This is a genomic window from Nocardiopsis synnemataformans (genome assembly GCF_965343085.1).
GTDB lineage: Bacteria > Actinomycetota > Actinomycetes > Streptosporangiales > Streptosporangiaceae > Nocardiopsis > Nocardiopsis alborubida.
In genome coordinates, this window is sequence record NZ_CBDRFA010000016.1 from 68,740 (window position 1) to 93,263 (window position 24,524).

The window sequence follows — 24,524 nt, forward strand, 5'->3', positions numbered from 1 at the left end:
GGGGAGGCGGCGGGTTCGGGCGGGCGACCTCTTTACCCGCTTCTGACAAGAATCGAGTAATGTCGTTTCGTGATCTGTCCCAAGTGTCAAAGCACCATGCGCACGTTCGACCGCCAGGGCGTCCACATCGACCGGTGTGACGGATGCCAGGGCATCTTCCTCGACCGGGGTGAACTGGAGAGGGTCGTGAACGCCGAGCAGCGGCACTACGGTGTCGCGCCGCCGCCCGACCCCCACCAGGCCCCGCCCCACGGCTACCCGCAGCAGCACCGCGGCGGTTACCCGGACTCCCCGAAGGGCTACCGCGGCGGCCGCGGTGGCTACCCCGACTCCCCTAAGGGTTACCGGGGCGCTCCCGGTGGCCGTGGCGGCTACCCCGACTCCCCGCGCGGCTACGGCGGACGCCGCAAGAAGAGCTTCCTCGAGGGACTCTTCGACTAAGCCGAGCCGTTCCGACAACCTGATCGAGTAACCCGTGCACCCGCTGATCTGTACCCACTGCGGGGAATGGGACGAGACCCCCGACACCGCCGCGGGGGTCTCTGTGCTGCGCTGCGCCTTCTGCCAGCGCACCCGCCCCTTCCTGCGCCTGCCCCTGTACTGCGTGTCGGGGCCCAGCGGCACCGGCAAGTCCACCATCGCCGGAGTGCTGCTGGAGCGGCTCCGCGACCGCTTCGTCGTCCTGGAACAGGATCTGCTGTGGGTCGGTGGACTCCGCGACCCCGCCGACCACCACCGGCTGTTCCGCTCCACCTGGCTGCGCACCGCGGCCATGGTCCAGCAGAGCGGACGGCCCGTCGTGCTGTGCGGCACGGTGGTGCCGCCGGAGCTGGAGCACCTGCCCGAGCGCGCCCTGTTCACCGGCGTCCACTACCTCGCGCTGACCTGCGAGCCCGGCGTCCTGGCTGGGCGCCTGCGGGCCCGCCCCGCCTGGCGCGAGTGGGATGAGGAGCGGATCGCCGAGACGCTGGAGTACGCGGCCTGGGTGGAGTCCGAGGCCGCGCACCTGGAGCCCCCGGTCGACCTGCTGGACACCACCAGCGCCGAACCCGGTGCGACCGCCGACGCCGTGTGCCGGTGGATCGAGAAGTTGCACGCGTCGGCGGCCGCCGCCTCCTGACGTCGTTGGCGGGACAACCGTGGACCGATCGTGGGTGTCGGGAGAACCCTGGACCGATCGTGGGCGCGGGAGGGCGGTCAACGGTGGGGGTTCGGGGATGGTGGGTGTATGCGGCGGTGGCGTCAGCTGCCGCGTAGTGGTGCGGGAGGGCGGTCAACGGTTGACGTTCGGGGGTGGTGGGCCTCTGCTGCGTTGGCACCAAAGGCAGCGAGACTGGCGGGCCTCGGGCAGCGCTGCCGATCCCCGTGGTGGGGGCGGGCGACGGTGGCAGCGACGACGGTGCTTGGGTTCTAGCGGTGGGCGCGGGGCCCGGGCTGTTTGCCGGGCACGGGCATGCCGGGGCCCGGCCTGACCGGGGTGTCATTCCCGGGGCGGTGGATCCGGATCCCCGTTGGGTGGGTGTCCTCGCCCTGGGCTGCCTTGGCGGAGCGGGTGGGTTTGGTGGCCGTTGCGTGCCCGGTGGTGTTGTTGGTGTGCGCGGAGTTCGCGCTGGTACTTGGCCCGGTTGTGCGGGCCGCACAACGGTTGCAGGTTCGCCACCTCGGTGCGCCCGCCCCGGGAGAAGGAGGTGACGTGGTCGGCCTGGCACCAGGCCACCGGCACCTCGCACCCGCCCGGATGCGCACACGTGGTGTGCCCGTGAAAGGCCGCCGTGCGTTGGCGGGCTGAGGCCAACCGGCGGCTGGGGGCCACGTCCAGCACCCGCCCCGTGGGCGGGGCGGTGAGCATCCGCACCACCTCCGCGTCTGCGGAGAGCTCGTGCACCACTCCGGCCGGGATGACGCGGCCGTGCTCGTCCAATGCCGGAACCTCCTGGCCCTGGGCGTCCAGGTAGGTGTTGACCGGCACCATAACGCGGATCTGTACCAGCGGGGCGGGGGCGTTGGTGCATCCGGTGTGGGTAGTCGCAAAGCGCAACGCCGCGATGAGCGCGTCATGCTCACGCTGAGACCGGGACCGGTCCTCGCCCTCCCCGGGCGGGGTGGTGAAGGTGTCGATGGCCGCGCGCACGATCAACGCGTCCCCGGACCCGCCCCAGGCCTGCAACTGGTAGCTGCCCTGGAACGTGTCATGCACGACCAAACCACGCCCAGCGTGGGCGGCCTCGTGGTCGCGGTCCAGGCGGTGCGGGTCCAACCGATAAGCGACCTGGCGAGCCACCGACTGGAGTTGGTTGACCGACAACGCGGGCCGCTCTGCCTTGGCGGCCACCAACGCCGACTCAAACCCCTGCCGGTACTCCACCTCGTCAGGAAAATGCTGGGCGTCACGCACCTGGACGGCTTTGTCGGTGGCCTTGGCGATCGCGACCGCCTCACCCAAGGCCACCGTGCCCTCGCCCACAGCCTGAACCGTGGCCGGCAACGTCTCCTCGTGCACGTGCTGGGCCAGACGAGCCAAATCCTTGGCCTGAGCGGCGGGGACCTTGCACCGGTGGGTGATCCACTTATCCAAGGTGGAGTAGCCGCTGTAGCGGGCCACCTCACCCCGCGCGTACAAATCCGCCATCCGTGCCAGCGCCTGGTAACGGATCCTCTCCACCTGCGCCCACAGCGCCGCGACTTCCTCAGCGGCGGCCTCATCCACCCCCGGAGGCACCTCAGCGTCCCACGCTTGATCGATGACCTCGCGCGCACCGGCCAGCGCGGCCACGACCGGGGAGCATTCCCCGGGGGCCACGTCGGGCGCTGCAAGCATCATCTCCATGCTTCTTATTATAAGCCAGCATTCGCCATGTGACCAGCATTCACAGCCTTGAATTCCCCGCCTTTCCGGATCTCTTTCCGACTTCCTTTCTGGGAACTCGCCCCTGATGGGCGGGTCATAATTAGGGCGGGCCAAAATGTGCCCGTAAATGCGCGGCCGAAATGATCGCTCGCCTTCGGTGTCATCGTCGCCCGCCCTGGCCGCAGGGGCCGGGGGCGTTGTCCGAGGCTGGAGGTCCCGCCTGCCGTTGGTGCCGACGCAGCAGAGCCCAGCCACCCCTGAACCCCGGGCGTTGGTCGCCCTCCGTCAGGCGCTCCCGCCTTTGGTGCCGCTTGTCGTCGGGCACCCTCACCCCCACCGGACGCTGACCGTTTCCTCGTACTCCCGCGCCCTTTCGCGGCAGCGGGTGCGCTTTCGTCGCCGCCAACGACCCCCAACAGGAATGGCGTAGGGGAGAGGCCTGATGGCGGCCCCTCCCTACCCCTCAAATCGTTATTCCCGTTGGTGCGCCGGGTGTTTAAGGGCATGCCGAAACGCACGTGGGTGGGATCCCCCCTATTTCCAGGAAACCATCCCCACCCCACCCCGGAACACCCCCAACCACCACCTGTGGAAAACGTGGAGAACACGGGAAGGGCCCCGGGCGGATCGCCCGGGGCCCGAGGCCCGTCATCGTTCTGTCGGCTGCGCGTGGGTCAGAAGTCGAAGCCGCCGAAGTCGCCGCCCCCGAAGTCCCCGCCTCCGAAGTCGCCTCCGCCGAAGTCCTCTCCGGCGCCGACATCACCGGCGCCCATGCCCATACCCATGCCCATCATCGACCCCATCATGGAGCCCATCATCATGCCGGTGAACATGCCCATCATCATGTTCGCGCCGAAGTAGCCGCCCGCGTAGGGCGAGTAGGCCGGACCGGCGTCGTAGTACGGGCGGCGTTCGCCGTCCACCTCGACCAGGCGGACGTCGGGCTGGCCGCCGGTGCGCACCGCACGCGCGCAGTCGGCGCAGGCGGTGACCTCGCGGGGCGCGCCGCCGGGCGGGGCCCAGGTCACGTCCTCCACGGACGGGCCGTGCTGCGGGTTGAAGAAGCAGGGGCCGCGCCGCTCGGGCACCGGTTCGCCGTTGAGGCGGGCCCGGGTGGCGGTCATGTAGTACCGGCCGTCCTCCAGCGAACTGGTGACCAGACGGACCTGCTCGGGCTCGCGGATGGTGTCCAGCTGGGCCTTGGCCTGGTCGTAGGCGTCCATGGCCTGGGAGTAGTCGTTGCGGGTGGCGTCGTCGACCTTGGAGACGTCGATCTCCAGCCGGGCGACGTCCTCACCGAGGCGCACGACGTCCTCGGTGGCCATCTGCCTGATCTCCTCCAGCTGCTTGGCCTTCTCCGCCTCGCGCTTCTTCCGCTGGTTGTAGACGAACCAGCCGCCCGCGGCGACGATCACCAGCAGGAGTCCGAGGAGCACGAACCCGGAGGTGGCCCCGGCCTGCTCGCTCTCCTCGACCTGGGTGGCGGCGTCGGGGATGGCGACGAGGGTGTCGACCTGGTTGCTGCCGCCCTCCCGCAGGGCGATGTCGTGGATGGCCTGGGTGTCCTCGACGTTCGGGGACAGGACCTCGAAGGCCTGGTCGCCCACGACCACGCCGTAGATCCCGTCGCCGACCTCGTCCATGACGGGGTTCATCAGGGCGTCCATCCCGGTCTGGGAGGCCACGCTGTCGGAGGGCAGGAGCACGTAGTAGACGGGGACGTCCGCCCCGGCGGCGGACGCCTCCAGGGCGTCCTGCTCGGCCTGGGGAATGACGTCGATGCTCGGGTCGATGAAGACGTTGTCGTTCCCGAGCTCCTCGGCGATCGCCTGGGACTCGGGCGGTTGGGGCTGGTTATCGGCCGAGGCGGGCACCACCGCGGCGCTCACCATCGCCGCCGCGAGCCCGGCGGTCAGCACTGTGGGTGTTACCAAGCGGCGCAACATGATCGTTCCTCTCGCCTCCCTCTCCAACCTAGACGAACGGGCGCCCCCGTGGGGTTCCCCCTGTGCCGGATCTCACCGGCCGTACACGATCTCACCGGCCGTACACGCGGCGCGGCCCGCCGGAAGCACTCCGGCGGGCCGCTGGGGACGGGGGAGCGGCGTGTCAGCCCTGGCCGGAGGCCCCGGCGGGGACCTTCTGCACACCGGGTTCACCGACCTCGCCCTCGACGTCGTCGTGCGCCTCGTCCAGCGGCACGAAGCCGGAGGCGTCGCGCGGCGCGTGGTAGCGGGCCACGTCCAGGATGCCCTCGCGCTTGGCGACGATGGTCGGGACCAGCGCCTGACCGGCCACGTTGACCGCGGTGCGGCCCATGTCCAGGATCGGGTCGACGGCCAGCAGCAGGCCCACGCCCTCCAGGGGCAGGCCCAGGGTGGACAGGGTCAGGGTCAGCATGACCGTCGCGCCGGTGGTCCCGGCGGTCGCGGCCGAACCGATCACCGACACGAACACGATCAGCAGGTAGTCGGTGAGGCCGAGGCTGATGCCGGGGAAGAACTGGGCGATGAAGATCGCCGAGATCGCCGGGTAGATGGCGGCGCAGCCGTCCATCTTGGTGGTCGCGCCGAAGGGCACGGCGAACGCGGAGTAGTAGCGCGGCACGCCCAGGTTCTGCTCGGTCACGCGCTGGGTGACGGGCATGGTGCCCATCGAGGAGCGGGACACGAAGCCCAGCTGGACCGCGGGCCACACGCCGCTGAAGTACTTCACCGGGGACAGGCCGTTGAGGCGGGCGAGCACCGGGTAGACGACGAACAGCACCAGCGCCAGGCCGATGTAGATGGTCAGCGCGAACTTGCCCAGGGCGCCGATGGTGGTCCAGCCGTAGCTGTACACGGCGTTGCCGAGCAGGCCCACGGTGCCGATCGGGGCCAGGCGGATGATCCACCACAGGGCCTTGAGCACGATCTGGAGCGCGGAGTCGGTGAAGGCGATGAAGGGCTCGGCGGCCTTGCCGACCTTGATCGCGGCGATGCCCAGGACGATGGCGATGACGATCAGCTGGAGGACGTTGAAGTCCAGCGAGGCGCTGAAGCCGCCGTCGTCGGCGGAGGACACGCTCGCGCCCAGGCCGAGGAAGTTGGCGGGGACGATGCTCTCGATGAACGCCATCCAGGAGCCGGTGCCCGAGGGCTCGGCGGCGGTGGTGGCGTCCACGCCGCTGTTGACGCCGGGCCGCACGATCAGACCCAGGGCGATGCCGATGCCCACCGCGACCAGGGCGGTCCCGCCGAACCACAGCAGGGTCTTCCAGGCCAGCCGCGCCGCGTTGGTGACGTTGCGCAGGTTGGCGATGGAGGAGATGACGGCGAGGACGATCAGCGGCGGGACGATGGTCCGCAGCAGCGTGACGAAGGTCGAGCCGACGGTCTGGAGGGTGACGGCGAGCCAGTTGGTGGCGTCACCGGTCTCGGGGTCGGGCGGGCTGAGCTGGAAGGCGACGGCGCCCAGGACGACGCCGAGAACCAGGCCCGCCAGGACCTGTGCCGCGAACGGGAAACGGAGGGTTCTGCGCTTCTTGGGCGCGTCTGTGCTCTGTGCGGACACGGGGTGGGACTCCAGTGGTGGTGAAGGCAGCCGGAGGGGTACGTACGGCGGAGCGGTCGGCGCCGCCGGGGTTTCCGGCACGGGAAACGGCGGGCATCACCGAGGGGATGGTGACGCGGGGAAGGGTGCGCGGCGCGCTGCCCGGGAGGGCGCGCGTGAACCTAGCGACACGCCTGACAGCCGCGGCGGCACAGGTCGATGTGCCACCGTCGCGTCAGTCCCCAGATGTTCGTCACAGACAAGGACAATAACGTTCGTTCCTTATCTATTCCATACGCGGGTGTCGACAACTTGCTGTCCCTGGCGCCACATCGTCCACTCCACGGGCTCTGCGGCGCGTTCTCCCCGGCGCGGATGCGTCGAGGATCACTTCAGGGGCGAGGCCGGGTGGGACAATCTGTGGAAAACACCGTTACGGGGTGACAGTGATGGCTACCGTGGGCGACGAGAACGATCCGACGATCGGAGACCGTGACATGTCCGTTCCAGCAGCGGCAGTACACCCTGACCCAGAGCTCGACGGCGCCCTGCTGCTTCCGATGCCCCCCCAGGACGGGTTCACCGCCGAGGACCTCGACCGAATCCCGGATCTTCCGCGACACACAGAGCTCATCGACGGAAATCTGGTCTTCGTGAGCCCCCAGAAGTTCTTCCACATGTTCGCCATCACCCTGCTCCAGCGGCAGATGGACGCCCAGGTTCCGGAGGACATGCTGGTCTGTCGGGAGATGACGGCTGTACTCGGGAGGCGGCAGAGGCCCGAACCCGATCTCATGTTGGTCCGCGCGGACGCACTCCACGACCTGGACGCCACATCGTTCGCAGCGGAGGACGTACGGCTGGCGGTCGAGGTGGTCTCACCCGAATCCGAGATCAGGGATCGCAAGCGTAAGCCTGAGCTCTACGCGGAAGCGGGGATCCCCCACTTCTGGCTGGTTGAGAAGGAAGGCGAACGGGACATCGCGGTGTACGCGTACGAACTCGATCCGCTCAAGGGTACGTACGGCGGTCTCACCGTGCACCGGGAACGGCTCAAAGTCAGTGCGCCCTGCGACCTGGACATCGATCTGACCGAGCTCTCCCGCCGCTGAGGCGTCCTCGGGGCGGCCACGAACACCGAGGAGAGGTACCGCCCGGCACATCTCCTCGGTGTTCCGCCCGGACGCTAGGCGTCCTTGATCTCGCAGACCACCGCGCCGTTGCCCACGGTCTCGCCCGCGGCGATCCTCAGCCCGGTCACCGTCCCGGCCCTGTGCGCGTTGAGCGGCTGCTCCATCTTCATGGCCTCGATGACGACCACGGTGTCGCCCTCGGCGACCTGCTGGCCCTCCTCGGCCACCAGCTTGACCACGGTGCCCTGCATCGGCGAGACCAGCGCGTCACCGCCGGCCGCCACGGTGTTCCCGCCGCCCTTGCGCGCGGTCCGCTTCCTGCGTGCGCCGCCCGCGGCCGGGGCGGTGGCCGAGGAGCCCAGGCCCGCGGGAAGCACCACCTCCACGCGCCTGCCGCCCACCTCGACGGTGACGGTCTCGCGCTCGGCCTCGCCCGGCTCACCCGGGGTGCCCGACCACGGTTCGATGGTGTTCTCGAACTCGGTCTCGATCCAGCGCGTGTACACCCCGAACGGCTGCTCGGGGTCGGCCGGGGCGAAGGCCGGATCGCTCACCACGGCCTGGTGGAAGGGGATCACCGTGGGCATCCCGCCGACCGTGAACTCGGCCAGGGCGCGCCGCGAGCGCTGGAGCGCCTCCTGGCGCGTACGGCCGGTCACCACGAGCTTGGCGACCATCGAGTCGAAGGCCTGGGGCACCGTGAACCCGGCCTCGCAGCCGGTGTCCACGCGCACGCCCGGGCCGCCGGGCAGGCTCAGCTCGGTGATGGTGCCCGGCGCGGGCATGAAGTTCCGTCCGGCGTCCTCGGCGTTGATGCGGAACTCGAAGGAGTGCCCGCGCACCTCGGGGTCGCCGTAGCCGAGCTCCTCGCCGTCGGCGATGCGGAACATCTCCCGGACCAGGTCGATCCCGGTGACCTCCTCGGTCACGGGGTGCTCGACCTGGAGGCGGGTGTTGACCTCCAGGAAGGAGATGGTGCCGTCCACGCCCACCAGGAACTCGCACGTGCCCGCGCCCGTGTACCCGGCCTCGGCCAGGATGGCCTTGGAGGAGGTGTGCAGCCGCTCCATCTGCTCCGCGGACAGGAACGGCGCGGGCGCCTCCTCCACCAGCTTCTGGTGGCGGCGCTGGAGCGAGCAGTCGCGGGTGGAGACCACCACGACGTTGCCGTGGGTGTCGGCCAGACACTGGGTCTCCACGTGGCGGGGCTTGTCGAGGTAGCGCTCCACGAAGCACTCGCCGCGCCCGAAGGCGGTGACCGCCTCGCGCACCGCGGACTCGTAGGCGTCGGGCACCTCGTCCAGGGTGTGGGCGACCTTGAGGCCGCGCCCGCCGCCGCCGAAGGCGGCCTTGATCGCGATGGGCAGGCCGTGCTCCTCGGCGAAGGCCACGACCTCCTCGGCCGACTCGACGGGGTCGGCGGTGCCCGCCACCAGCGGGGCGCCGACCTTCTGGGCGATGTGGCGGGCCTGGACCTTGTCGCCCAGGGCGGTGATCGCCGCGGGGGGCGGGCCGATCCAGGTCAGCCCGGCGTCGATGACGGCCTGGGCGAAGTCGGCGTTCTCGGACAGGAACCCGTAACCGGGGTGGACGGCGTCCGCGCCCGAGGTCTCGGCCACCGCCAGGAGTTTGGCGATGTCCAGGTAGGAGTCGGCCGGGGTGGACCCGCCGAGGGAGTGGGCCTCGTCGGCGACCTTGACGTGCAGGGCGTCCAGGTCGGGCTCGGCGTAGACGGCGACGCTGGCAAGTCCGGCGTCGCGGCAGGCGCGGGCGATGCGCACGGCGATCTCGCCGCGGTTGGCGATCAGTACTTTACGCACGGTGGGAAATCCTTCTGCTCGGCGCGGGGGCGGACAGCGCGCCGACCGCTCCATGGAGAGTCTGTGTGTGGGGACGGCGGGGTCATCGCGTGCTCAGCCGCCAGGCGCCGGGGCCCGGCCTCGGCGGGGCGCCGCGCACCAGGCGCGAGCGGTCCCGCCACCCGGACGGGCGCTCGGGCGCGGGCTCCTCGGCGGTCCGGGCGGCCCTGGCGCGGGCGCTGAGCACGGCGGTCAGGGCCGCCAGCTCCTCGGCGGTGGGCTCGCCTCGGACCACGGCCAGGTGCGGCGGGTTCTTCGGCGCGCTCACAGCGGGATGTTCCCGTGCTTCTTGGGCGGCAGCTGCTTGCGCTTGTTGCGCAGGGCCCTGAGGGACTTGGCGATCCGGACGCGGGTCTCGGAGGGCATGATGACCCCGTCCACGTACCCCCGCTCGGCCGCGGAGTAGGGGTTGAGGAGGGTGTCCTCGTACTCGCCGACGAGCCGGGTGCGCTCGGCCTCGACGTCGTCGGAGGCGGCCAGGGTGCGCCGGTGCAGGATGTTCACCGCGCCCTGGGCGCCCATGACCGCGATCTGCGCCGTGGGCCAGGCCAGGTTGACGTCGGCGCCCAGGTGTTTGGAGCCCATGACGTCGTAGGCGCCGCCGAAGGCCTTGCGCGTGATGACGGTGATCAGGGGCACCGTGGCCTCGGCGTAGGCGTACAGCAGCTTGGCGCCGCGGCGGATGATGCCGTCCCACTCCTGGTCGGTGCCGGGCAGGAACCCGGGCACGTCCACGAAGGTCAGCACCGGCACGTTGAAGGCGTCGCAGGTGCGCACGAAGCGCGCGGCCTTCTCGGAGGCGTCGATGTCCAGGCAGCCCGCCAGGCTCATGGGCTGGTTGGCGACGATGCCGACGGACTGGCCGTCCACGCGACCGAAGCCCACCACCATGTTCGTGGCGAACTGGGCGTGGACCTCCAGGAAGTCGCCGTCGTCCAGGACGGACTCGACGATCGTGCGCATGTCGTAGGGCTGGTTGGCCGAGTCCGGGATGAACGCGTCCAGGGCCAGGTCGGCGTCGGTGGCCTCGTCGCCCGGGGCGACCTCGGGAGGCAGGGGCGGCGCCTCCTCCAGGTTGTTGTCGGGCAGGTGCGAGAGCAGCGTCCGCACGTACTCGATCGCGTCCTGCTCGTCGGCGCCCATGTAGTGCGCCGCGCCCGACTTGGTGTTGTGGGCGCGGGCGCCGCCCAGCTCCTCCATGGAGACGTCCTCGCCGGTGACGGTCTTGATGACGTCGGGGCCGGTGATGAACATCTGCGAGGTCTCGTCCACCATCACGACGAAGTCGGTGAGGGCGGGGGAGTAGACGTGGCCGCCCGCGGCGGCGCCCATGATCAGGGAGATCTGGGGGACGACGCCCGAGGCGTGGGTGTTGCGCTTGAAGATCTCGGCGTACAGGCCGAGCGCGACCACGCCCTCCTGGATGCGGGCGCCGCCGCCCTCGTTGATGCCCACGACGGGGCACCCGTTGGTGAGGGCGTGGTCGAGGACCTTGACGATCTTCTCGCCGTAGACCTCGCCCAGCGATCCGCCGAAGACGGTGACGTCCTGGCTGAACACGGCGACGGGGCGCCCGTCGACCGTTCCGTGGCCGGTGACGACGCCGTCACCGTAGGGGCGGTTGTGCTCCAGGCCGAAGTTGGTGGAGCGGTGTCGGGCCAGGGCGTCGAACTCCACGAACGAGCCGGGATCGAGCAGTGCGTCGATCCGCTCGCGGGCGGTCATCTTGCCTTTGGCGTGCTGTTTCTCAACGGCTCGAGCAGACCCTGCGTGTACGGCCTCGTACCGGCGTCGTTGCAGGTCGGCGAGCTTGCCCGCGGTCGTGTGGATGTCGATCTCGTCCGCGGACAGCGGTTCAGGGGCTTCGGTGGCCATAACTACGCAGGTTAACCGCGAGGGGTCGTCACACGGGAACCCAGCCCGGGGTTACCGACGGGTAGGTATGCTGTTGGGCCGCTCCGACCAGGCCCGTCGCCGGGGCCCGGCTCCGGAGGGCGAGGAAGGCGCACGGAGCGTGCGCACGGAGTCCGCGGCGCGGAACGCGGTATCGCCGAAACCGCGTGAGGAAATGTGCTCCCCTTTCTTGCGAGCAACAATGGTTAACGCGCGGGCAAAACATCAGAAATGCGCCCCCGCGCACCTGGCGGCGGGTGCGATCTCTGTAGGGTCGGTGACCATGACAGCGGTAAGCGCAGAACGCGACAGTGCACGGCAGGAAGTTCCCGAGCAGCTCAGGAATGACGTCAAACTGCTCGGCGAGATGCTCGGAACGGTCCTCGCCGAAAGCGGCGGCGAGGACCTGCTCGCCGATGTCGAGAAGCTCAGGAGAGCGGTCATCGGCGCCCGCGACGGATCGGTCACGGGGGAGGAGATCACCGCGATCGTCGCCGCCTGGCCGCTGGAGCGCGCCAAGCAGGTGGCCCGCGCCTTCACCGTCTACTTCCACCTGGCCAACCTGGCCGAGGAACACCAGCGGATGCGGGCCCTGCGCGAGCGCGACGACGCCGCCAACCCGCCCCGCGAGTCCCTCGCGGCGGCCGTGCGCGCCATCCGCGAGGACGACGGGGGTGAGGAACGCCTCAACGAGCTGGTCGCGGGCATGGAGTTCCACCCCGTGGTCACCGCCCACCCGACCGAGGCCCGACGCCGCGCCGTGTCCACCTCCATCCTGCGCGTCAGCGCCCAACTGGAGGCCTGGCACGGCTCCCACGAGGGCAGCAGCGCCGCGGCCGAGGCGCACCGCCGCCTGCTGGAGGAGATCGACCTGCTCTGGCGCACCTCCCAGCTGCGCTACACCAGGCTCGACCCGCTCGACGAGGTGCGCACCGCCCTCGCCGCGTTCGACGAGACGATCTTCTCCGTCATCCCGCAGGTCTACCGGAGCCTGGACGCCGCCATCGACCCCGAGGGCACCGGTGTGCGCCCGCCCCGCGCCACGCCCTTCGTGCGCTACGGCAGCTGGATCGGCGGCGACCGCGACGGCAACCCCTACGTCACCTCCGACATCACCCGCGAGGCCGTGCTCATCCAGTCCGAGCACGTGCTGCGCGGCCTGGAGGCCGCCTGCACCAAGGTGGCCCGCACCCTCACCGCCTACTCCAACCTCACCCCCGCCAGCCCGGCGCTACTCGACGCGCTCTCCTCGGCCAAGGCGGGACAACCCGAGCTGACGGCGGAGATCGGGGCGCGCTCGCCCAACGAGCCGCACCGCCAGCTCCTGCTGCTGGCCGCCGCCCGGCTGCGCGCCACGCGCGAGCGCGACGCCGACCTGGCCTACCCCGACGCCGACGCCTTCCTGGCCGACCTGCGCACCGTGCAGGAGTCCCTGGCCGAGGCGGGCGCGGTCCGACAGGCCTACGGCGAGCTCCAGCACCTGGTCTGGCAGGCGCAGACCTTCGGCTTCCACCTCGCCGAACTGGAGATCCGCCAGCACAGCGAGGTGCACGCCGCCGCGCTCGCCGAGTTGCGCGAGGGGCGCACGCCCTCCGAGCGCACCGAGGAGGTCCTCGCCACGATCCGGGTGATCGCCTGGATCCAGGAGCGCTTCGGCGTGGAGGCCTGCCGCCGCTACGTCGTCAGCTTCACCCGCTCGGCCGAGGACATCGCGGCCGTGTACGAGCTGGCCACCCACGCCCTGCCCGCCGGACGCGTGCCGGTCCTGGACGTCGTGCCGCTGTTCGAGACCGGCGCCGACCTGGACGCCTCGCCGCACGTGCTCGACGGCATGCTCAAGCTGCCCCAGGTCAACAAGCGCCTGGACGAGACCGGCCGCAGGATCGAGGTCATGCTCGGCTACAGCGACTCCGCCAAGGACGTCGGCCCGGTCAGCGCCACCCTGCGCCTCTACGACGCCCAGGCCCGCCTGGCCGCGTGGGCGGGCGAGCACGACGTGCGCCTGACCCTGTTCCACGGCCGCGGCGGCTCGCTCGGCCGCGGCGGGGGCCCGGCCAGCCGCGCCCTGCTCGCCCAGGCGCCCGGCTCGGTCGGCGGACGGTTCAAGGTCACCGAGCAGGGCGAGGTCATCTTCGCCCGCTACGGGCAGTCCGCGATCGCCCGCCGCCACATCGAGCAGGTCGGCCACGCGGTGCTGATGGCCTCCACCGACGCCGTCCAGGAGCGCGAGCGCTCCGCCGAGCGCGAGTACCGCGCCCACGCCGACACCATCGCCCGTGCCGCCCAGGAGGCCTACCTGGAGCTGATCAACACCGAGGACTTCGCGGTGTGGTTCTCCCAGGTCACTCCCCTGGAGCAGCTGGGCGAGCTGCGGCTGGGCTCGCGCCCCTCGCGGCGCGGCGCGGCGCGAGGGCTCGGCGACCTGCGCGCGATCCCGTGGGTGTTCTCCTGGACCCAGACCCGGGTCAACCTGCCGGGCTGGTTCGGGCTCGGCACGGGCCTGGCCGCCGTGGAGGACCTGAGCGTGCTCCAGGAGGCCTACCGCGAGTGGCCCATGTTCTCGTCCCTGCTCGACAACGCGGAGATGAGCCTGGCCAAGACCGACCGCACCATCGCCGAGCGGTACCTGGCGCTGGGCGGGCGGCCGGAGCTGACCGAGCTGGTGCTGGGGGAGTACGACCGCACCCGTGAGCTGGTGCTGAAGGTGACCGGGCACAGCCGCCTGCTGGAGAACCGGGCGGTGCTCTCCCGCGCGGTGGACCTGCGCAACCCGTACGTGGACGCGCTCTCCCACCTGCAACTGCGCGCGCTGGAGGCGCTGCGGGGCGAGGAGGCCGACTCCCTGTCGGAGGAGGACCAGCAGCACCTGGAGCGGCTGCTGCTGCTCTCGGTCAACGGCGTGGCCGCCGGGCTCCAGAACACCGGCTGACCCGCACGCTGGTCCGCGCGCGACGGCGCCCCGCACCCGGGAGGGGGTCGCGGGGCGCCCTCGCACGCGGGCGGAGCCCGTTACTCCGGGAAATCGCTGGTGTCGATGGTGAGGTCGAACGGCTCGGGGAGGTGGATCTCCTTGCCGAAGGGGACCTTCGTGGAGCTGGTGTACCTGCCGTTCTCCGGGCCGGAGTAGAGGGTGACCTCTCCCTTACCCGTGTCCGGATCCCAGCGGTCCACCAGCAGGTACAGGGGGATCCCGGCGTGGGCGTAGCCCCAGAGTTTGGGCTTGCGATCCTTCTTCGCGGTGCTCTTGGACGTCACCTCGACCACCATGAGGGCATCGGCTGCCGGGTTCTCCGGCTCAGGGTCGGGCGCTCTCCCGGGAAGCACGATCAGATCGGGGATGTACAAGCTGGTGATCAACGGTACTTGGAGATCCTGTGTCTGAAGGACCTCGGCTTCCGTGATCTTGCTGTCCTCATTCAGGATCTCGCGAATGATCAGCTTGTTGATCAGCCACACGATGCGATTGTGTTCGTACTTGGGGGGAGTCATGATGCTGATGTCGCCTTCGATGATCTCGGCCCGCCAACCCTCGGGCAGGTCCAGCTCTTCCCAGGCGCGCAACACGACTTCCCAGCGGGACGGCATCCAGGTCACCGTCTCCACCTCCGCGATACTCATCTGTCGCGTCACCTCCGGTAACTGAACGTAGCAACGCGTGATCATCCATGTGCTGGTTTCAGCTTAACGGGCGGCCCTTTGCCGCACAGGGGTTTCCGGACAGGGTTGCGGCGCTGCTGTAATGGGGGCATGGCCAGCGCACCCGACCCCTTTCCGCGACCCCCGCTCGACGCGGCGGACCTCGACGCCGCCCTCGCCCGACCGGGCGGCATGTGGCACCGGATCGAGGTGCTCCCCGAGGCCGCGTCCACCAACACCGAGCTGACCGCGCGCGCCGTGGGGGGCGCCCCGCACGGGAGCGTGCTGGTCACCGAGCACCAGACCGCCGGGCGCGGACGCCTGGGCCGCGGCTTCTCCACCCCGCCGCGCGCCGCCCTCACCTTCTCCCTCCTGGTCCGGCCCGCGGTGCCCGTCACCCGCCTGGGCTGGCTCCCCGCGCTCATGGGCGTGGCCGCGGTCGGCGCCGTGCACCGGGTGACAGGGGTCAAGGCCGCGCTCAAGTGGCCCAACGACGTCATCGTCCCCGCGCACCTGCGCTCGGAGCCCGCGACGGCCGACGGCAAGCTCGCGGGCATCCTCTCCGAGGCCGACTTCTCCTCCGGCGAACCCGCAGTGGTCGTGGGGATGGGCCTCAACGTGTCCCAGGAGCGCGCCGAACTCCCCGTGGACACCGCCGTCTCCCTGCGCGGGGAGGGCTCGGCCGCCCTGGACCGGGACGCCCTGCTCGCCGCCGTCCTGGGAGGGTTCGAGGAGCTGTACACGGCGTGGAACTCCGCCGGAGGAGACGCCGAGGCCAGCGGGCTGGCCGCCGCCTACCGGGACGCGTGCGTCACGATCGGGCGCCGCGTGCGGGTCCACCTGCCCGGGGACCGGGTGCTGGAGGGCGCCGCCACCGGCGTCGACGCCGACGCCCAGCTGCTGGTACGCGGTCCCGGCGGGGAGCGGGCCCTGAGCGCGGGCGACGTCGTCCACGTGCGCCCCGGTTCCTGACCCCGGTCACCCTGCCTGATCCGCCGCCGTGCCGCCGTCCACGTGCGCCCCGGTTCCTGACCCCGGTCACCCTGCCTGATCCGCCGCCGTGCCGCCGTCCACCTGTGCCCCGGTTCCCGACCGGTCCTCCGCCGCCGCCGTGCCGCCGTCCACAGGGGCCTCGGGGCACTCCCGCGCCGGCCTTCCGTGTGCGATCATCACCGGGTGTGGCCGTCGCCGACCGCGGGCCGCGCGGGCCTGTCGGCAGGCACCCTGTCAGGGGAGAAACCGCGGGCGTAAGCTGGAGTGGAACCCCGTGCCGCATTGTCGGCCGGTGCCGAAGTGACTGTTCCCCGCCCCGGCGGGGATGGCCCGTGAAAGAGAACGTATGCCGTCGCGTCCCGACCCGAAAGCGATCGAGTCCGCCCTGCTCGGCGGTGAAGCGGTCTACACCAGGGAGCAGGCGATCGAGCTCGCCGGCGCCGACAACGAGCTGGCCGGGCGCATCTGGCGCGCCCTGGGCTTCCCCAACCAGGGCGACGACACGGTCACCTTCGCCGAGAGCGACGTCGAGTCGCTGCGCATCGCCAACTCCCTGGTCCAGGAGGGCGTCCTGGACGAGGAGGGCGTGGTCCGCTTCGCCCGCGCGATGGGCCAGACCATGGCGCGCCTGGCCGACTGGCAGACCAGCATACTGAGCACCCTCATCTACCAGGAGGGCGAGGACTCGGTCAGCCCGCTGATGAACCAGGTCAAGGAGCTGCTGCCGGACGTGGAGCGGCTCCTGCTGCACATCTGGCGCAGACAGCTCGCGGCCTCCTCCGCGCGCACCCTCGCGGTGATGTCCGACAACGACGCCGTGCCCAACTACTACCCGCTGGTGGTCGGGTTCGCCGACCTGGTCTCCTTCACCACCCTGAGCCGCGAACTCGACGAGGTCGAGCTGGCCGGGGTGGTCGAGGGCTTCGAGGCCACCGCCGCCGACATCGTCGCCTCCGGAGGCGGCCGGGTCGTCAAGACCCTGGGCGACGAGATCCTCTACGTCGCCGACTCCCCGGCCGAGGCCGCCGACATCGCGCTGCGCCTGGCCTCGGGCGTCAAGACCCACGTGGAGGTGCCCGACGTCCGGGTCGGCCTGGCCGCCGGGCCGGTGCTGACCCTGCACGGCGACGTGTTCGGCACGACCGTCAACCGCTCCAGCCGCCTGACCTCCTTCGCCAGACCCGGCACGGTCCTCATCGACGAGAGCCTGGCCGAGAGCCTGGCCGACGAGGAGGGCCTCCAGGTGGTGCGGGTGCGGGCCCGGCACGCGCACGGACTCGGTCTCATCCAGCCCTACGCCCTGCGCCGCAACTTCGAGCCCGCGGGCTGAACTCCGCGTTTTTCCCCGCCCGACCACCGTGTGCGCCGGAGCCCGCCCATATAGGCTCGAAGGCGTAGCACCAGCCCGCGAGAGGTACAGGTGGTGAGCCGGTGAACGCCCCTTCCCCCGTCCAGCGTCTGCGCACCTCGGGTGTCTTCAGCCTCGAGGGCAACGGGTTCGACGTCGAGAACAACGTCTGGATCGTCGGAGACGACGACAGCGCCATCGTCATCGACGCCGCCCACGACCACGAGGCGATCGCCCGCGGTCTGGGTGACCGCGAACTCATGGCCATCGTGGCCACCCACGGACACAACGATCACGTCAACGCGGCCGTCGCGCTGGCCGACCTGGCCGACTGCCCCATCCTGCTGCACCCCGACGACGCCGAACTGTGGCACCGCGTGCACCCGCACCGGGAGCCGGACGCCCCGCTGCTGCACGGCGAGACGCTGGTGGTGGGGAGAGTGGAGCTGGACGTCCTGCACACCCCGGGCCACACGCCGGGCGGGGTGTGCCTGTACGCGCCCGCGCTCGGGGTGGTCTTCACCGGAGACACCCTCTTTCCGGGCGGCCCCGGCGCCACCGGCCAGCCGTTCTCGGACTTCCCGACGATCATCGCCTCGATCCGCGAACACCTCGCGGGCCTGCCGCAGGACACGGTCGTCCATCCCGGCCACGGGGAGTCCACCACCGTCGCCGAGGCCGCCGAACACCTCGACGCCTGGGCGTCCCGCGGGTTCTGAGCCCGGCGGTCGCTCCGGCGGGCCTGTCCGGTGCCCGGCGGTCCGCCGCGCGGAAAACCGGTGGAACCCAGCCCGCCCGGACCTCTAGCGTGGGCTCTCCGACGACGAGAGGTGGGAGCGGATGACACTGGTACGCAAGGGAACCCGGCGGATCACGGTGGACGGGACCGCCTACCGGTGGCGCACCCGTAAGAGGCTCACGCGGGCCCAGTGCGAACAGCCCGACGGCGGCCCGATGACCTTCGTCGTCGAGGGGGCCGAGACCCCCGGTAACCCGCTCGTGGTCACCCTGGGCCACACCCGCCCCCGGGGGTACTGCCGCCCCTTCCGCGCCTCGACCGGCCCGGAACCCGAGCCGGTCACCCCGGCGCGGGTGGTCGCCGCCGTCCGAGGCGCGCTGGCCGAGGGCTGGCGCCCCGGCGACAGCGGGGGCCCGTTCCGGCTGGACGGCTCCGCCCTCTGACCGGGCCCGGGGCGATCGCTTGGGCCCGGGGCGCGGCTCTGGTCCGGGGTACCGTCGCGGCCCGGCGCTGCTTCGCCGGGCCGCTCGGGCGTCAGGGCGGTCCGACCATCCGGCGCGGGCCGTGCTGTCGGATCGTGAACTCATGAGGGCCGGGCTGGACGCGCCACGAGGCCCACGAGAACCCGAACCGGGGTCCATCAGGTACACCGTGTAGTTCGGGTTGCCCGGCACGTCGTCGTCGAAGACCAGCAGGTCCTTCATACCGGGAACCCGCAGACCGATCGCGAAGCTCGCGTCGAAGTCCCCGACCGGCTCGTACGGGTGCAGGTCCGTGGTGGTCTCGGTGTACTCATGGTCGGGACGGACGCGCTCTTCGAGGGTGCCCGTGCGGTGTCCGCTGGCCGCGCGTCCACATGAAGCCCGCGTTCCCGCCGAAGCGCCCGGCCGCCGTCCCGTCCGCGCCGACCCGCAGCCGCAGCAGCGTGCCGTTGTGGAAGCTCGTCCCCCACGGGGTCACGATCCGGCCGCCGGGCGCGGTCTGCTCCACCCACGGGTAGGGAACCCGCTGGACGGCGGCGGTCGCCAGCACCCGGTCGTAGGGGGCGTCAGGCGGACAACCCTTCTCACCGTCCCCGACGACCACACGGACACCGCGACCCTCCAGGTTCTCCTGGGCACGTGCGGCCACGGCCGGGTCGATCTCCACCGATGTCACGTTCCCGGCGCCGACCCTGTCGGCGAGTAGTGCGGCGTTCCACCCGGTTCCGGTACCGATCTCCAACACCCGCTGTCCGGCGTCGAGGTTGGTGGCGTCCAGCATCGTGGCCACGATGCTCGGCATGGACGCCGACGAGGACCGGTGCCCGCGCCCGGTCGGGTCTCCATCGTCGATCTGGGTGATGACGGGCCGGTTGGCGTAGCAGGCACGCAACCACGCGTCGGGATCGTCGGCCCTGTCGAGGGTCGTCAGGTCGTCCCCGTCCTCGATCCAGATCCGGTCGGGGATGAAGCGGTGGCGGGGAACCCGCATGAAGCCGTCCCGCCAGGCTGAGGAGGGGTTGATCTCCTCAGCGAGGCGGGACCGGAGGTCTTCGGGGTTGGTCATGTGTCGTCGCGCTCGTGCTTTCCTCCGCCGCTGGATCCCTTACACCGGAAGGCGTCAGGACGGACCGTCCGGTGAGCAGAGCCACACCCGTTGACCGCTCGGGTTCGCTGTCAGTCCGAATGCGTCGATCGGTGGCGAACCGGCCTTCTCCCATACCGTGAGGGCTTCCTCGACAGCGCTCCACAGCCGGTTGGGGCCGTGCTGGCGCACGATCGGCCCGCCGTCGTCCCCGGCGCGCAGCCACGCCTGCGATCCCGTGGACACGTCCCAGAACAGGTTAGAAGTCTGACCGCCGTTCCGAGGGACGCGTCAAGAAGGTGCATGTGCGCGTTCGCCGGTCCACTTCCCGCACCACGCGCCATCCCTGAACCGAGGTGTAGTACCGCACCAACCCAGGCGCGAACGTGCCCCGACGTACCTCGTCCCGACCGGTGCGGGCGGCGTGGTCCAGAGCCCACCGGGCCAGGGTCCACCCCCACCGGTGAGTGTTCGGCACGGTCCAGGTGGAAGCCAGGAACAGGGCCGGTATCGCTCGTTCCTGATCGGTGAACCCCCATTCGGGGGATTCGGTGTAGGCGCTGGTGCAGCCCAGGATCGTCGCATCGTCGACCAGTACCCACATGGGCGTGTCGTCTTCTGCCGCTTGCTCGGCCATGGCCTGCGCTACCTCCGGACGGGCGGACAAGCCACGCTCAAGCATCCACGCCGCACGCCGGGCCACCATGGCTTCGACACCGTCGTAGTCATCCGCGCACGCTGGTCGGATTTGCATCGCTCCCCCTCTCCTGGCCCGTAAGGAGGCCAAGCCGGTCTCCAGTATCAGTGGGCGGTACACGTCGAACGTGCGCGCACCCGTGGCTATGAACTCCTGGGCAGAGCATCGCAGCTCAGACTCGTCGAGATACCCGTCCTCGACGAGGAGAGCACCATCGTCTGAGGGTCATGCCTGCTTCCAGACAGGGATGCAGGTAGGGGGTCAGGTGTGAGGTTCCCAGGGTCCAGCGGTCACCTGCTGGCGTGGTGTGCCACAGGCTTGGGTCGTCCAGGTCTTGGGGGTGGAGGTGAACGGTCAGCATGGGGGCTCCGCTACGAGGAAGGGGCGGCCTCGCGTGGGGCCGCCCCGGGAGAGGATCAGATCTCGTCGTACCGGTTGGGCATGTCGCCGTCGCCGTTGGTCTTCGTGTATTCCGTGACCTGGTCCGGGACTTCCAGGCGCTCGGGGGTCACGAACAAGTCTTCGGTGGATTCGTGCATCTGGGCTCCTTGGTGGGATGTAGGTGAGCGTTGACTTCTCTGTCAGCGCCTTTGGCCCGCGCGCCCGTGATTCCACACCGGGCGTGTGGAGGCTGAGAGGGCGGCTGAATTAATGGTGAGGTCACCAGCACGCTGCGTCAGGACATTGGCCAGGATCGGTCTGTCCGTGTGGCTGGGTGCGGGCGGGGGAAGTGCGGTCTTCTGCGGAATCAGGTGGTGGTGCGGAGGGTGTCGATGAGGCGGGCGATGTCGGCGGCCTCGTCGTGGGCGCCGATGGTCAGGGCGAGTCGGTGGACCTCGGTCAGGGTGACCAGGAGGTCGGCGATGAGCGTGAACACGGAGGGTGCGGTTCCGTTCTCGGGGTCGGGATGGAGAGCGGGATAGGCCAGGTCAGGGCGCTGTCGGAGCAGGCGGCGGACGGATTCGGCCAGCGCCGACAGGTCGTCGGGGTCGTGTGGTGAGTCCCGATGGATGTGAACGTGCGGAACGTGGGGTTGGTGGTTCCCGGAGCGGGCACGTCGGGGGAGCGGGGCGTAGTCCGTCTGTGTCCGCTGGGGCATGGGTGACTCCTGCTTGTGCTTGTTCGTGCGGTAGTGAGCGGGGGAGGGGGCTCAGCCGGGGAAGGACACCGAGCCCCCGGTACGGGGCTTGTTCATCCCGGGGCGGGACAGGGGCCGTGGAGCGTGGGATTGACGGAGGTCCACGCGCAGCCGGAGACGGGGCAGCGCCAGTGCGCGGTGGGGCGGGTACGGGCGATGAGCGTCTGGGCGCGGCGGATCTGGGCGTCCAGCCCGTGCGGGGTGGCGTCCGAGAGGGGTTCGAACTCGGCGTCGCCCTGGTAGAAGGCGAAGAAGCGCCGGGTCGCCGGTGCCCACATGACCCACCAGAGGCGGCGGTGGAGCGCGTGGAGCTGCTCGGCGGCCGAGTACTGCGCGCGGTCGTCGCTCACGTCCCAGGCCACTGCGCTCACCGTTCTTCCTCTGCTCGCACCGCGCGACCCCCTTAAAACAGACAAATGGAAACGTGGAATATCCGGTTCCACTTCTCGCTTCGTCGCCGGTTGTGCTTTTCTGGTTCCCGATAATGCATGTGTGGAAGTCGGAGTGCTATAGCTTCCATCGCGGGTTCAGTAACTCGCTTGAACCCTGGAAAAGTGTGGCTACTGCCTGGCCGTATGTGGCGAGTGCTGGCGGCCGTTGGAGGACCGATGACGCGGGAGCCGAAGCCCGAGTACAAGAAAATAGCCTCTGAAGTGCGAAAACGGAGGAAGACGCGGGGGTGGTCGCAGGGTCGCCTAGCCGAGCACGTCAACGTCTCGTCGTCGCTCGTCTCGTACTGGGAGCTGGCCGTGCACGCACCCCAGCTCCAGGAGGCACGGAGGCTGGACGAACTCTTCGAGACCTCAGGGGTGTTCGCGCGGCTCTGGTCGAAGTCGAACTCGGAGAGCATCTACCCCGCTGGTTCGCAGAACGCCATCGACTTCGAGCGGACGGCCGTGGAGATCCGGGAGTTCCACGCGACGCTCGTTCCGGGTCTCCTCCAGACACCGGGTTACGCGTGGGCGATCTTCAGGGCCTGTCGTCCGTGGGCAAGCGCTGACATGCTGGACGCGCTCGTCGAGTCTCGCATGAGGCGCCACGCCGTCCTTGAAGTGCCGGAACGCCCGCTACTGTGGATCGTGTTGGATGAGGTTGTGATCCGCCGCGTTCTCGGTGACGTCACGACGATGAAGGAGCAGTTGGACCACCTTCTGAAGCTCGTGGCGGACGGCATCATCTGTCTTCAGGTGGTTCCTCTCAGCCTGCGGCTGCCTCCGGGGCTCTCCGGGTCGTTCAGGGTGTTCGTGTTCCCCGATCGGCCGATGGTGGCGGCGTCCGAGTACGTCGCGGATGACATGATCATCGATGACGACGAGAAGGTCCGCGAGTGCGTAACGCTGTTTGGAGCCATCCAGGCGGGCGCACTATCCACCAGCGACAGCTTTCAACTGGTCCAGCAGGTACGAGGAGAACTCGATGACTGAACGACGCTCCTTCCACAAGAGCAGCTACAGCGGCGGAAGTAACAACAACTGCGTCGAGGTCGCTGAGGGTGCCAGCACGGCGGTGCGTGACACCCAGAACCGCGAGCTGGGGCAGCTGGAGTTCGCCGCCAGCGAGTGGACCGCGCTCGTGGACTCCCTCAAGCTCCACGGCTAGCGACCACACAGCAAGGGGCAGTGCTTCCAGGGGAGGCGCTGCCCTTCTTCATGCCCTCCAGAGCGCGCGCAAATGATTCTAATTCGGGCGAAGAGGATACTTCTGACAAGGCGCGAAAACGCACCTGTCCTTTTCTGGTGGGCGCTCTGATCTGGGGTTATGTCCGACCGGGTGGCTTTTTGGGGTCAGGTTCGAAGAAAAGTTCGCCATCACGCTCCGTGTGCCCTAATCTTCTACCCGAACACACAACTCCATACGCAGAAAGACCCCGCGACGGTTTCCCACCGCCCGGGGTCGTGGCCAGCAACTAAGCACCTTTACAGCAAGGATTTTGCCAGCATGCGCCAGTTTAGCGCTGCGCTTCTCAGCCGTGCCTTCGGCCCGCTGATCGCGCTCTTCGCCTCCCCGTGCGGACGCCACTCCACCGAGGTCGGCCGCCGACGACGCTCCACCCGCGTCCGCCGCTACGCTCCCTCGCCGCCCGCTGCTCCCGTGCAGGTCAGCCGGAACCGGGTCTCCTTCCGTCGCGAGACTCCCGAGAACTCTGCGCCTCCCGCGCGCCCCAGCTTTCCCGCGCCGCGACTCACACCCCCCAGCGAACAGCTCAACGCCGACGAGGTCGCCCTCGTGCGCCCCTACTTCGCCGCCCACGAAAGCCTTCGCGCTGCCGAGACCCGGGTTCCCGCACCTCGTAAACCCGCACCCCAGCAGCCCACACCCCGGAAGCCCGCACCCGGCGGCCCCAGCCTCCGCCCCAACCCCGGTGAGACTGAAACCGAAGAGGTGCGCCGCGCGTTCGAGCAGGCCCGGGTACGCGCCGCCGCCCTCGTTCGGCAGCAGAGGGAAAACCCGAGCGGCGACCTGCTCGGCGACCCCGCACCCCGGTTCGGCGTCGTCGGCCCTGTGGTCGGCCCTGTCGTTGGTCCCCCGGAACCCAGGCCCGTCCCACCCGGTGAATGGGACGAACTGACCTCCCGCATCCGTGCCCTGCTCCACCAGCGGCAGGGGGCGACGGCGTGAACACCACCCTCACGAAGGAGGACCCCCGCCCGCTCGTCCGCTGGGAGCACCGCGTCTACACCGGCGAGCTGTCCGAACTCTCCCGGGTCCGCGCCGACCTCGCCCGCGACCTGGCCGGATTCGACCCCGACCTGGTCGACACCCTCCAACTGTGCGCCAGCGAACTCCACGCCAACTGCGCCAAGTACACCGATCCGCACCGGACGTACGGCGAGGTGGTCCGAGCACTGTCCATGCCCGACGAGCGAACCCTGCGACTGTCCCTGAGCGACTCGGGAGGCGGGGGCGGAATTCCGGCCATCCCGGCCGAACGCACGGAAGACGACTGGAACTGGGCCGAGGGTCAGCGCGGTCTGCTCCTGGTGGAGAACCTGGCCCGGGAGTGGGGGCACTTCCGCCTCGCCCCCTGGGCCGACCTCGGCACCCACGTGTGGGCCGTCTTCGACGTGGCCCCGGCCACGGTCCCCGCCGGGCTGCGGCCCTTCGTGTTCACCTGCTGACCCGGGCCGAGCCCGGATTCCGGT

25 protein-coding genes are annotated in these 24,524 nt (G+C 70.2%); 12 read left to right on the top strand and 13 right to left on the bottom strand.

The window, feature by feature from the left end:
• Window positions 1–69 precede the first annotated feature (69 nt).
• Both ACSIH6_RS11800 and ACSIH6_RS11805 read left to right on the top strand, forming a co-directional pair.
• A complete protein-coding gene (locus ACSIH6_RS11800; protein WP_435108289.1) occupies window positions 70–441 on the top strand; it encodes a TFIIB-type zinc ribbon-containing protein in 372 nt (123 codons plus the stop codon).
• A gap of 34 nt (window positions 442–475) precedes the next feature.
• A complete protein-coding gene (locus tag ACSIH6_RS11805; protein ID WP_435108290.1) occupies window positions 476–1,120 on the top strand; it encodes an AAA family ATPase in 645 nt (214 codons plus the stop codon).
• A 360-nt stretch (window positions 1,121–1,480) separates the two neighbouring features.
• Here ACSIH6_RS11805 and ACSIH6_RS11810 read toward each other — a convergent pair whose 3' ends face one another.
• The 3 genes from ACSIH6_RS11810 to ACSIH6_RS11820 all read right to left on the bottom strand — a co-directional run bounded on the left by ACSIH6_RS11810 (window position 1,481) and on the right by ACSIH6_RS11820 (window position 6,400).
• Window positions 1,481–2,818, bottom strand: coding sequence for an HNH endonuclease signature motif containing protein (locus tag ACSIH6_RS11810; RefSeq protein WP_435108342.1), 1,338 nt, complete (start codon window positions 2,816–2,818; stop codon window positions 1,481–1,483).
• Window positions 2,819–3,522: 704 nt separating this feature from the next.
• Window positions 3,523–4,767 carry a chemotaxis protein CheA gene (locus tag ACSIH6_RS11815; RefSeq protein WP_435108343.1) on the bottom strand — a complete coding sequence of 415 codons (1,245 nt, stop codon included), beginning with the start codon at window positions 4,765–4,767 and terminating at the stop codon, window positions 3,523–3,525.
• Between the two features lie 190 nt (window positions 4,768–4,957).
• Window positions 4,958–6,400, bottom strand: coding sequence for a dicarboxylate/amino acid:cation symporter (locus ACSIH6_RS11820; protein ID WP_435108291.1), 1,443 nt, complete (start codon window positions 6,398–6,400; stop codon window positions 4,958–4,960).
• A gap of 428 nt (window positions 6,401–6,828) precedes the next feature.
• On the opposite strand from ACSIH6_RS11820, the gene ACSIH6_RS11825 reads away from it, so the two are divergent.
• Window positions 6,829–7,491, top strand: a complete 663-nt coding sequence (locus ACSIH6_RS11825) for a Uma2 family endonuclease (RefSeq protein WP_435108292.1) — start codon at window positions 6,829–6,831, stop codon at window positions 7,489–7,491.
• A gap of 74 nt (window positions 7,492–7,565) precedes the next feature.
• Here ACSIH6_RS11825 and ACSIH6_RS11830 read toward each other — a convergent pair whose 3' ends face one another.
• The 3 genes from ACSIH6_RS11830 to ACSIH6_RS11840 form a co-directional block, all read right to left on the bottom strand.
• Entirely contained in the window at window positions 7,566–9,332 is a 1,767-nt protein-coding gene (locus ACSIH6_RS11830) for an acetyl/propionyl/methylcrotonyl-CoA carboxylase subunit alpha (RefSeq protein ID WP_435108293.1), read from the bottom strand.
• An 82-nt stretch (window positions 9,333–9,414) separates the two neighbouring features.
• The gene (locus ACSIH6_RS11835; RefSeq protein WP_274974715.1) at window positions 9,415–9,639 is read right to left on the bottom strand and encodes an acyl-CoA carboxylase subunit epsilon; all 225 of its coding nucleotides are present in this window, start codon (window positions 9,637–9,639) and stop codon (window positions 9,415–9,417) included.
• Window positions 9,636–11,246 carry an acyl-CoA carboxylase subunit beta gene (locus tag ACSIH6_RS11840; RefSeq protein ID WP_435108294.1) on the bottom strand — a complete coding sequence of 537 codons (1,611 nt, stop codon included), beginning with the start codon at window positions 11,244–11,246 and terminating at the stop codon, window positions 9,636–9,638. The genes ACSIH6_RS11835 and ACSIH6_RS11840 overlap by 4 nt, the downstream gene beginning before the upstream one ends.
• A gap of 301 nt (window positions 11,247–11,547) precedes the next feature.
• On the opposite strand from ACSIH6_RS11840, the gene ACSIH6_RS11845 reads away from it, so the two are divergent.
• Window positions 11,548–14,193 (top strand): phosphoenolpyruvate carboxylase, encoded by a 2,646-nt coding sequence (locus ACSIH6_RS11845; RefSeq protein WP_435108296.1) that lies wholly within the window; start codon window positions 11,548–11,550, stop codon window positions 14,191–14,193.
• A gap of 80 nt (window positions 14,194–14,273) precedes the next feature.
• Here ACSIH6_RS11845 and ACSIH6_RS11850 read toward each other — a convergent pair whose 3' ends face one another.
• On the bottom strand, window positions 14,274–14,882 hold the full coding sequence (locus ACSIH6_RS11850; RefSeq protein WP_435108297.1) for a Uma2 family endonuclease: 609 nt from the start codon (window positions 14,880–14,882) through the stop codon (window positions 14,274–14,276).
• 129 nt (window positions 14,883–15,011) lie between these two features.
• Between ACSIH6_RS11850 and ACSIH6_RS11855 the strand changes: the two genes are divergently transcribed.
• From ACSIH6_RS11855 to ACSIH6_RS11870, 4 genes are all read left to right on the top strand, one after another.
• Window positions 15,012–15,872, top strand: coding sequence for a biotin--[acetyl-CoA-carboxylase] ligase (locus tag ACSIH6_RS11855; RefSeq protein ID WP_435108298.1), 861 nt, complete (start codon window positions 15,012–15,014; stop codon window positions 15,870–15,872).
• A gap of 367 nt (window positions 15,873–16,239) precedes the next feature.
• Window positions 16,240–17,223 carry an adenylate/guanylate cyclase domain-containing protein gene (locus tag ACSIH6_RS11860; RefSeq protein ID WP_017564090.1) on the top strand — a complete coding sequence of 328 codons (984 nt, stop codon included), beginning with the start codon at window positions 16,240–16,242 and terminating at the stop codon, window positions 17,221–17,223.
• Window positions 17,224–17,324: 101 nt separating this feature from the next.
• A complete protein-coding gene (locus ACSIH6_RS11865; RefSeq protein WP_435108299.1) occupies window positions 17,325–17,960 on the top strand; it encodes an MBL fold metallo-hydrolase in 636 nt (211 codons plus the stop codon).
• Window positions 17,961–18,081: 121 nt separating this feature from the next.
• On the top strand, window positions 18,082–18,423 hold the full coding sequence (locus ACSIH6_RS11870; protein ID WP_435108300.1) for a hypothetical protein: 342 nt from the start codon (window positions 18,082–18,084) through the stop codon (window positions 18,421–18,423).
• Between the two features lie 349 nt (window positions 18,424–18,772).
• Here the strand turns inward: ACSIH6_RS11870 and ACSIH6_RS11875 are convergent, their stop codons facing one another.
• From ACSIH6_RS11875 to ACSIH6_RS11900, 6 genes are all read right to left on the bottom strand, one after another.
• A complete protein-coding gene (locus ACSIH6_RS11875; RefSeq protein WP_435108301.1) occupies window positions 18,773–19,528 on the bottom strand; it encodes a methyltransferase domain-containing protein in 756 nt (251 codons plus the stop codon).
• A 54-nt stretch (window positions 19,529–19,582) separates the two neighbouring features.
• The gene (locus tag ACSIH6_RS11880; RefSeq protein WP_435108302.1) at window positions 19,583–19,792 is read right to left on the bottom strand and encodes a hypothetical protein; all 210 of its coding nucleotides are present in this window, start codon (window positions 19,790–19,792) and stop codon (window positions 19,583–19,585) included.
• Between the two features lie 13 nt (window positions 19,793–19,805).
• Window positions 19,806–20,300 carry a hypothetical protein gene (locus ACSIH6_RS11885; protein WP_435108303.1) on the bottom strand — a complete coding sequence of 165 codons (495 nt, stop codon included), beginning with the start codon at window positions 20,298–20,300 and terminating at the stop codon, window positions 19,806–19,808.
• Between the two features lie 359 nt (window positions 20,301–20,659).
• Entirely contained in the window at window positions 20,660–20,782 is a 123-nt protein-coding gene (locus ACSIH6_RS11890) for a hypothetical protein (RefSeq protein ID WP_435108304.1), read from the bottom strand.
• Window positions 20,783–20,991: 209 nt separating this feature from the next.
• Complete coding sequence (locus ACSIH6_RS11895) at window positions 20,992–21,342, bottom strand: hypothetical protein (protein ID WP_435108305.1); 351 nt, start codon at window positions 21,340–21,342, stop codon at window positions 20,992–20,994.
• A 92-nt stretch (window positions 21,343–21,434) separates the two neighbouring features.
• The gene (locus ACSIH6_RS11900; protein ID WP_435108306.1) at window positions 21,435–21,752 is read right to left on the bottom strand and encodes a hypothetical protein; all 318 of its coding nucleotides are present in this window, start codon (window positions 21,750–21,752) and stop codon (window positions 21,435–21,437) included.
• A gap of 237 nt (window positions 21,753–21,989) precedes the next feature.
• Here ACSIH6_RS11900 and ACSIH6_RS11905 point away from each other — a divergent pair, with 237 nt between their 5' ends.
• From ACSIH6_RS11905 to ACSIH6_RS11920, 4 genes are all read left to right on the top strand, one after another.
• Window positions 21,990–22,805, top strand: a complete 816-nt coding sequence (locus ACSIH6_RS11905; protein WP_435108307.1) for a helix-turn-helix domain-containing protein — start codon at window positions 21,990–21,992, stop codon at window positions 22,803–22,805.
• Complete coding sequence (locus ACSIH6_RS11910; RefSeq protein WP_435108308.1) at window positions 22,798–22,980, top strand: DUF397 domain-containing protein; 183 nt, start codon at window positions 22,798–22,800, stop codon at window positions 22,978–22,980. Before ACSIH6_RS11905 ends, ACSIH6_RS11910 begins: the two co-directional genes overlap by 8 nt.
• A gap of 339 nt (window positions 22,981–23,319) precedes the next feature.
• On the top strand, window positions 23,320–24,000 hold the full coding sequence (locus tag ACSIH6_RS11915) for a hypothetical protein (protein ID WP_435108309.1): 681 nt from the start codon (window positions 23,320–23,322) through the stop codon (window positions 23,998–24,000).
• Window positions 23,997–24,500: an ATP-binding protein gene (locus tag ACSIH6_RS11920; RefSeq protein WP_435108310.1), complete on the top strand. Its 504-nt coding sequence runs from the start codon at window positions 23,997–23,999 to the stop codon at window positions 24,498–24,500. The genes ACSIH6_RS11915 and ACSIH6_RS11920 overlap by 4 nt, the downstream gene beginning before the upstream one ends.
• The last annotated feature ends 24 nt before the right edge of the window (window positions 24,501–24,524 follow it).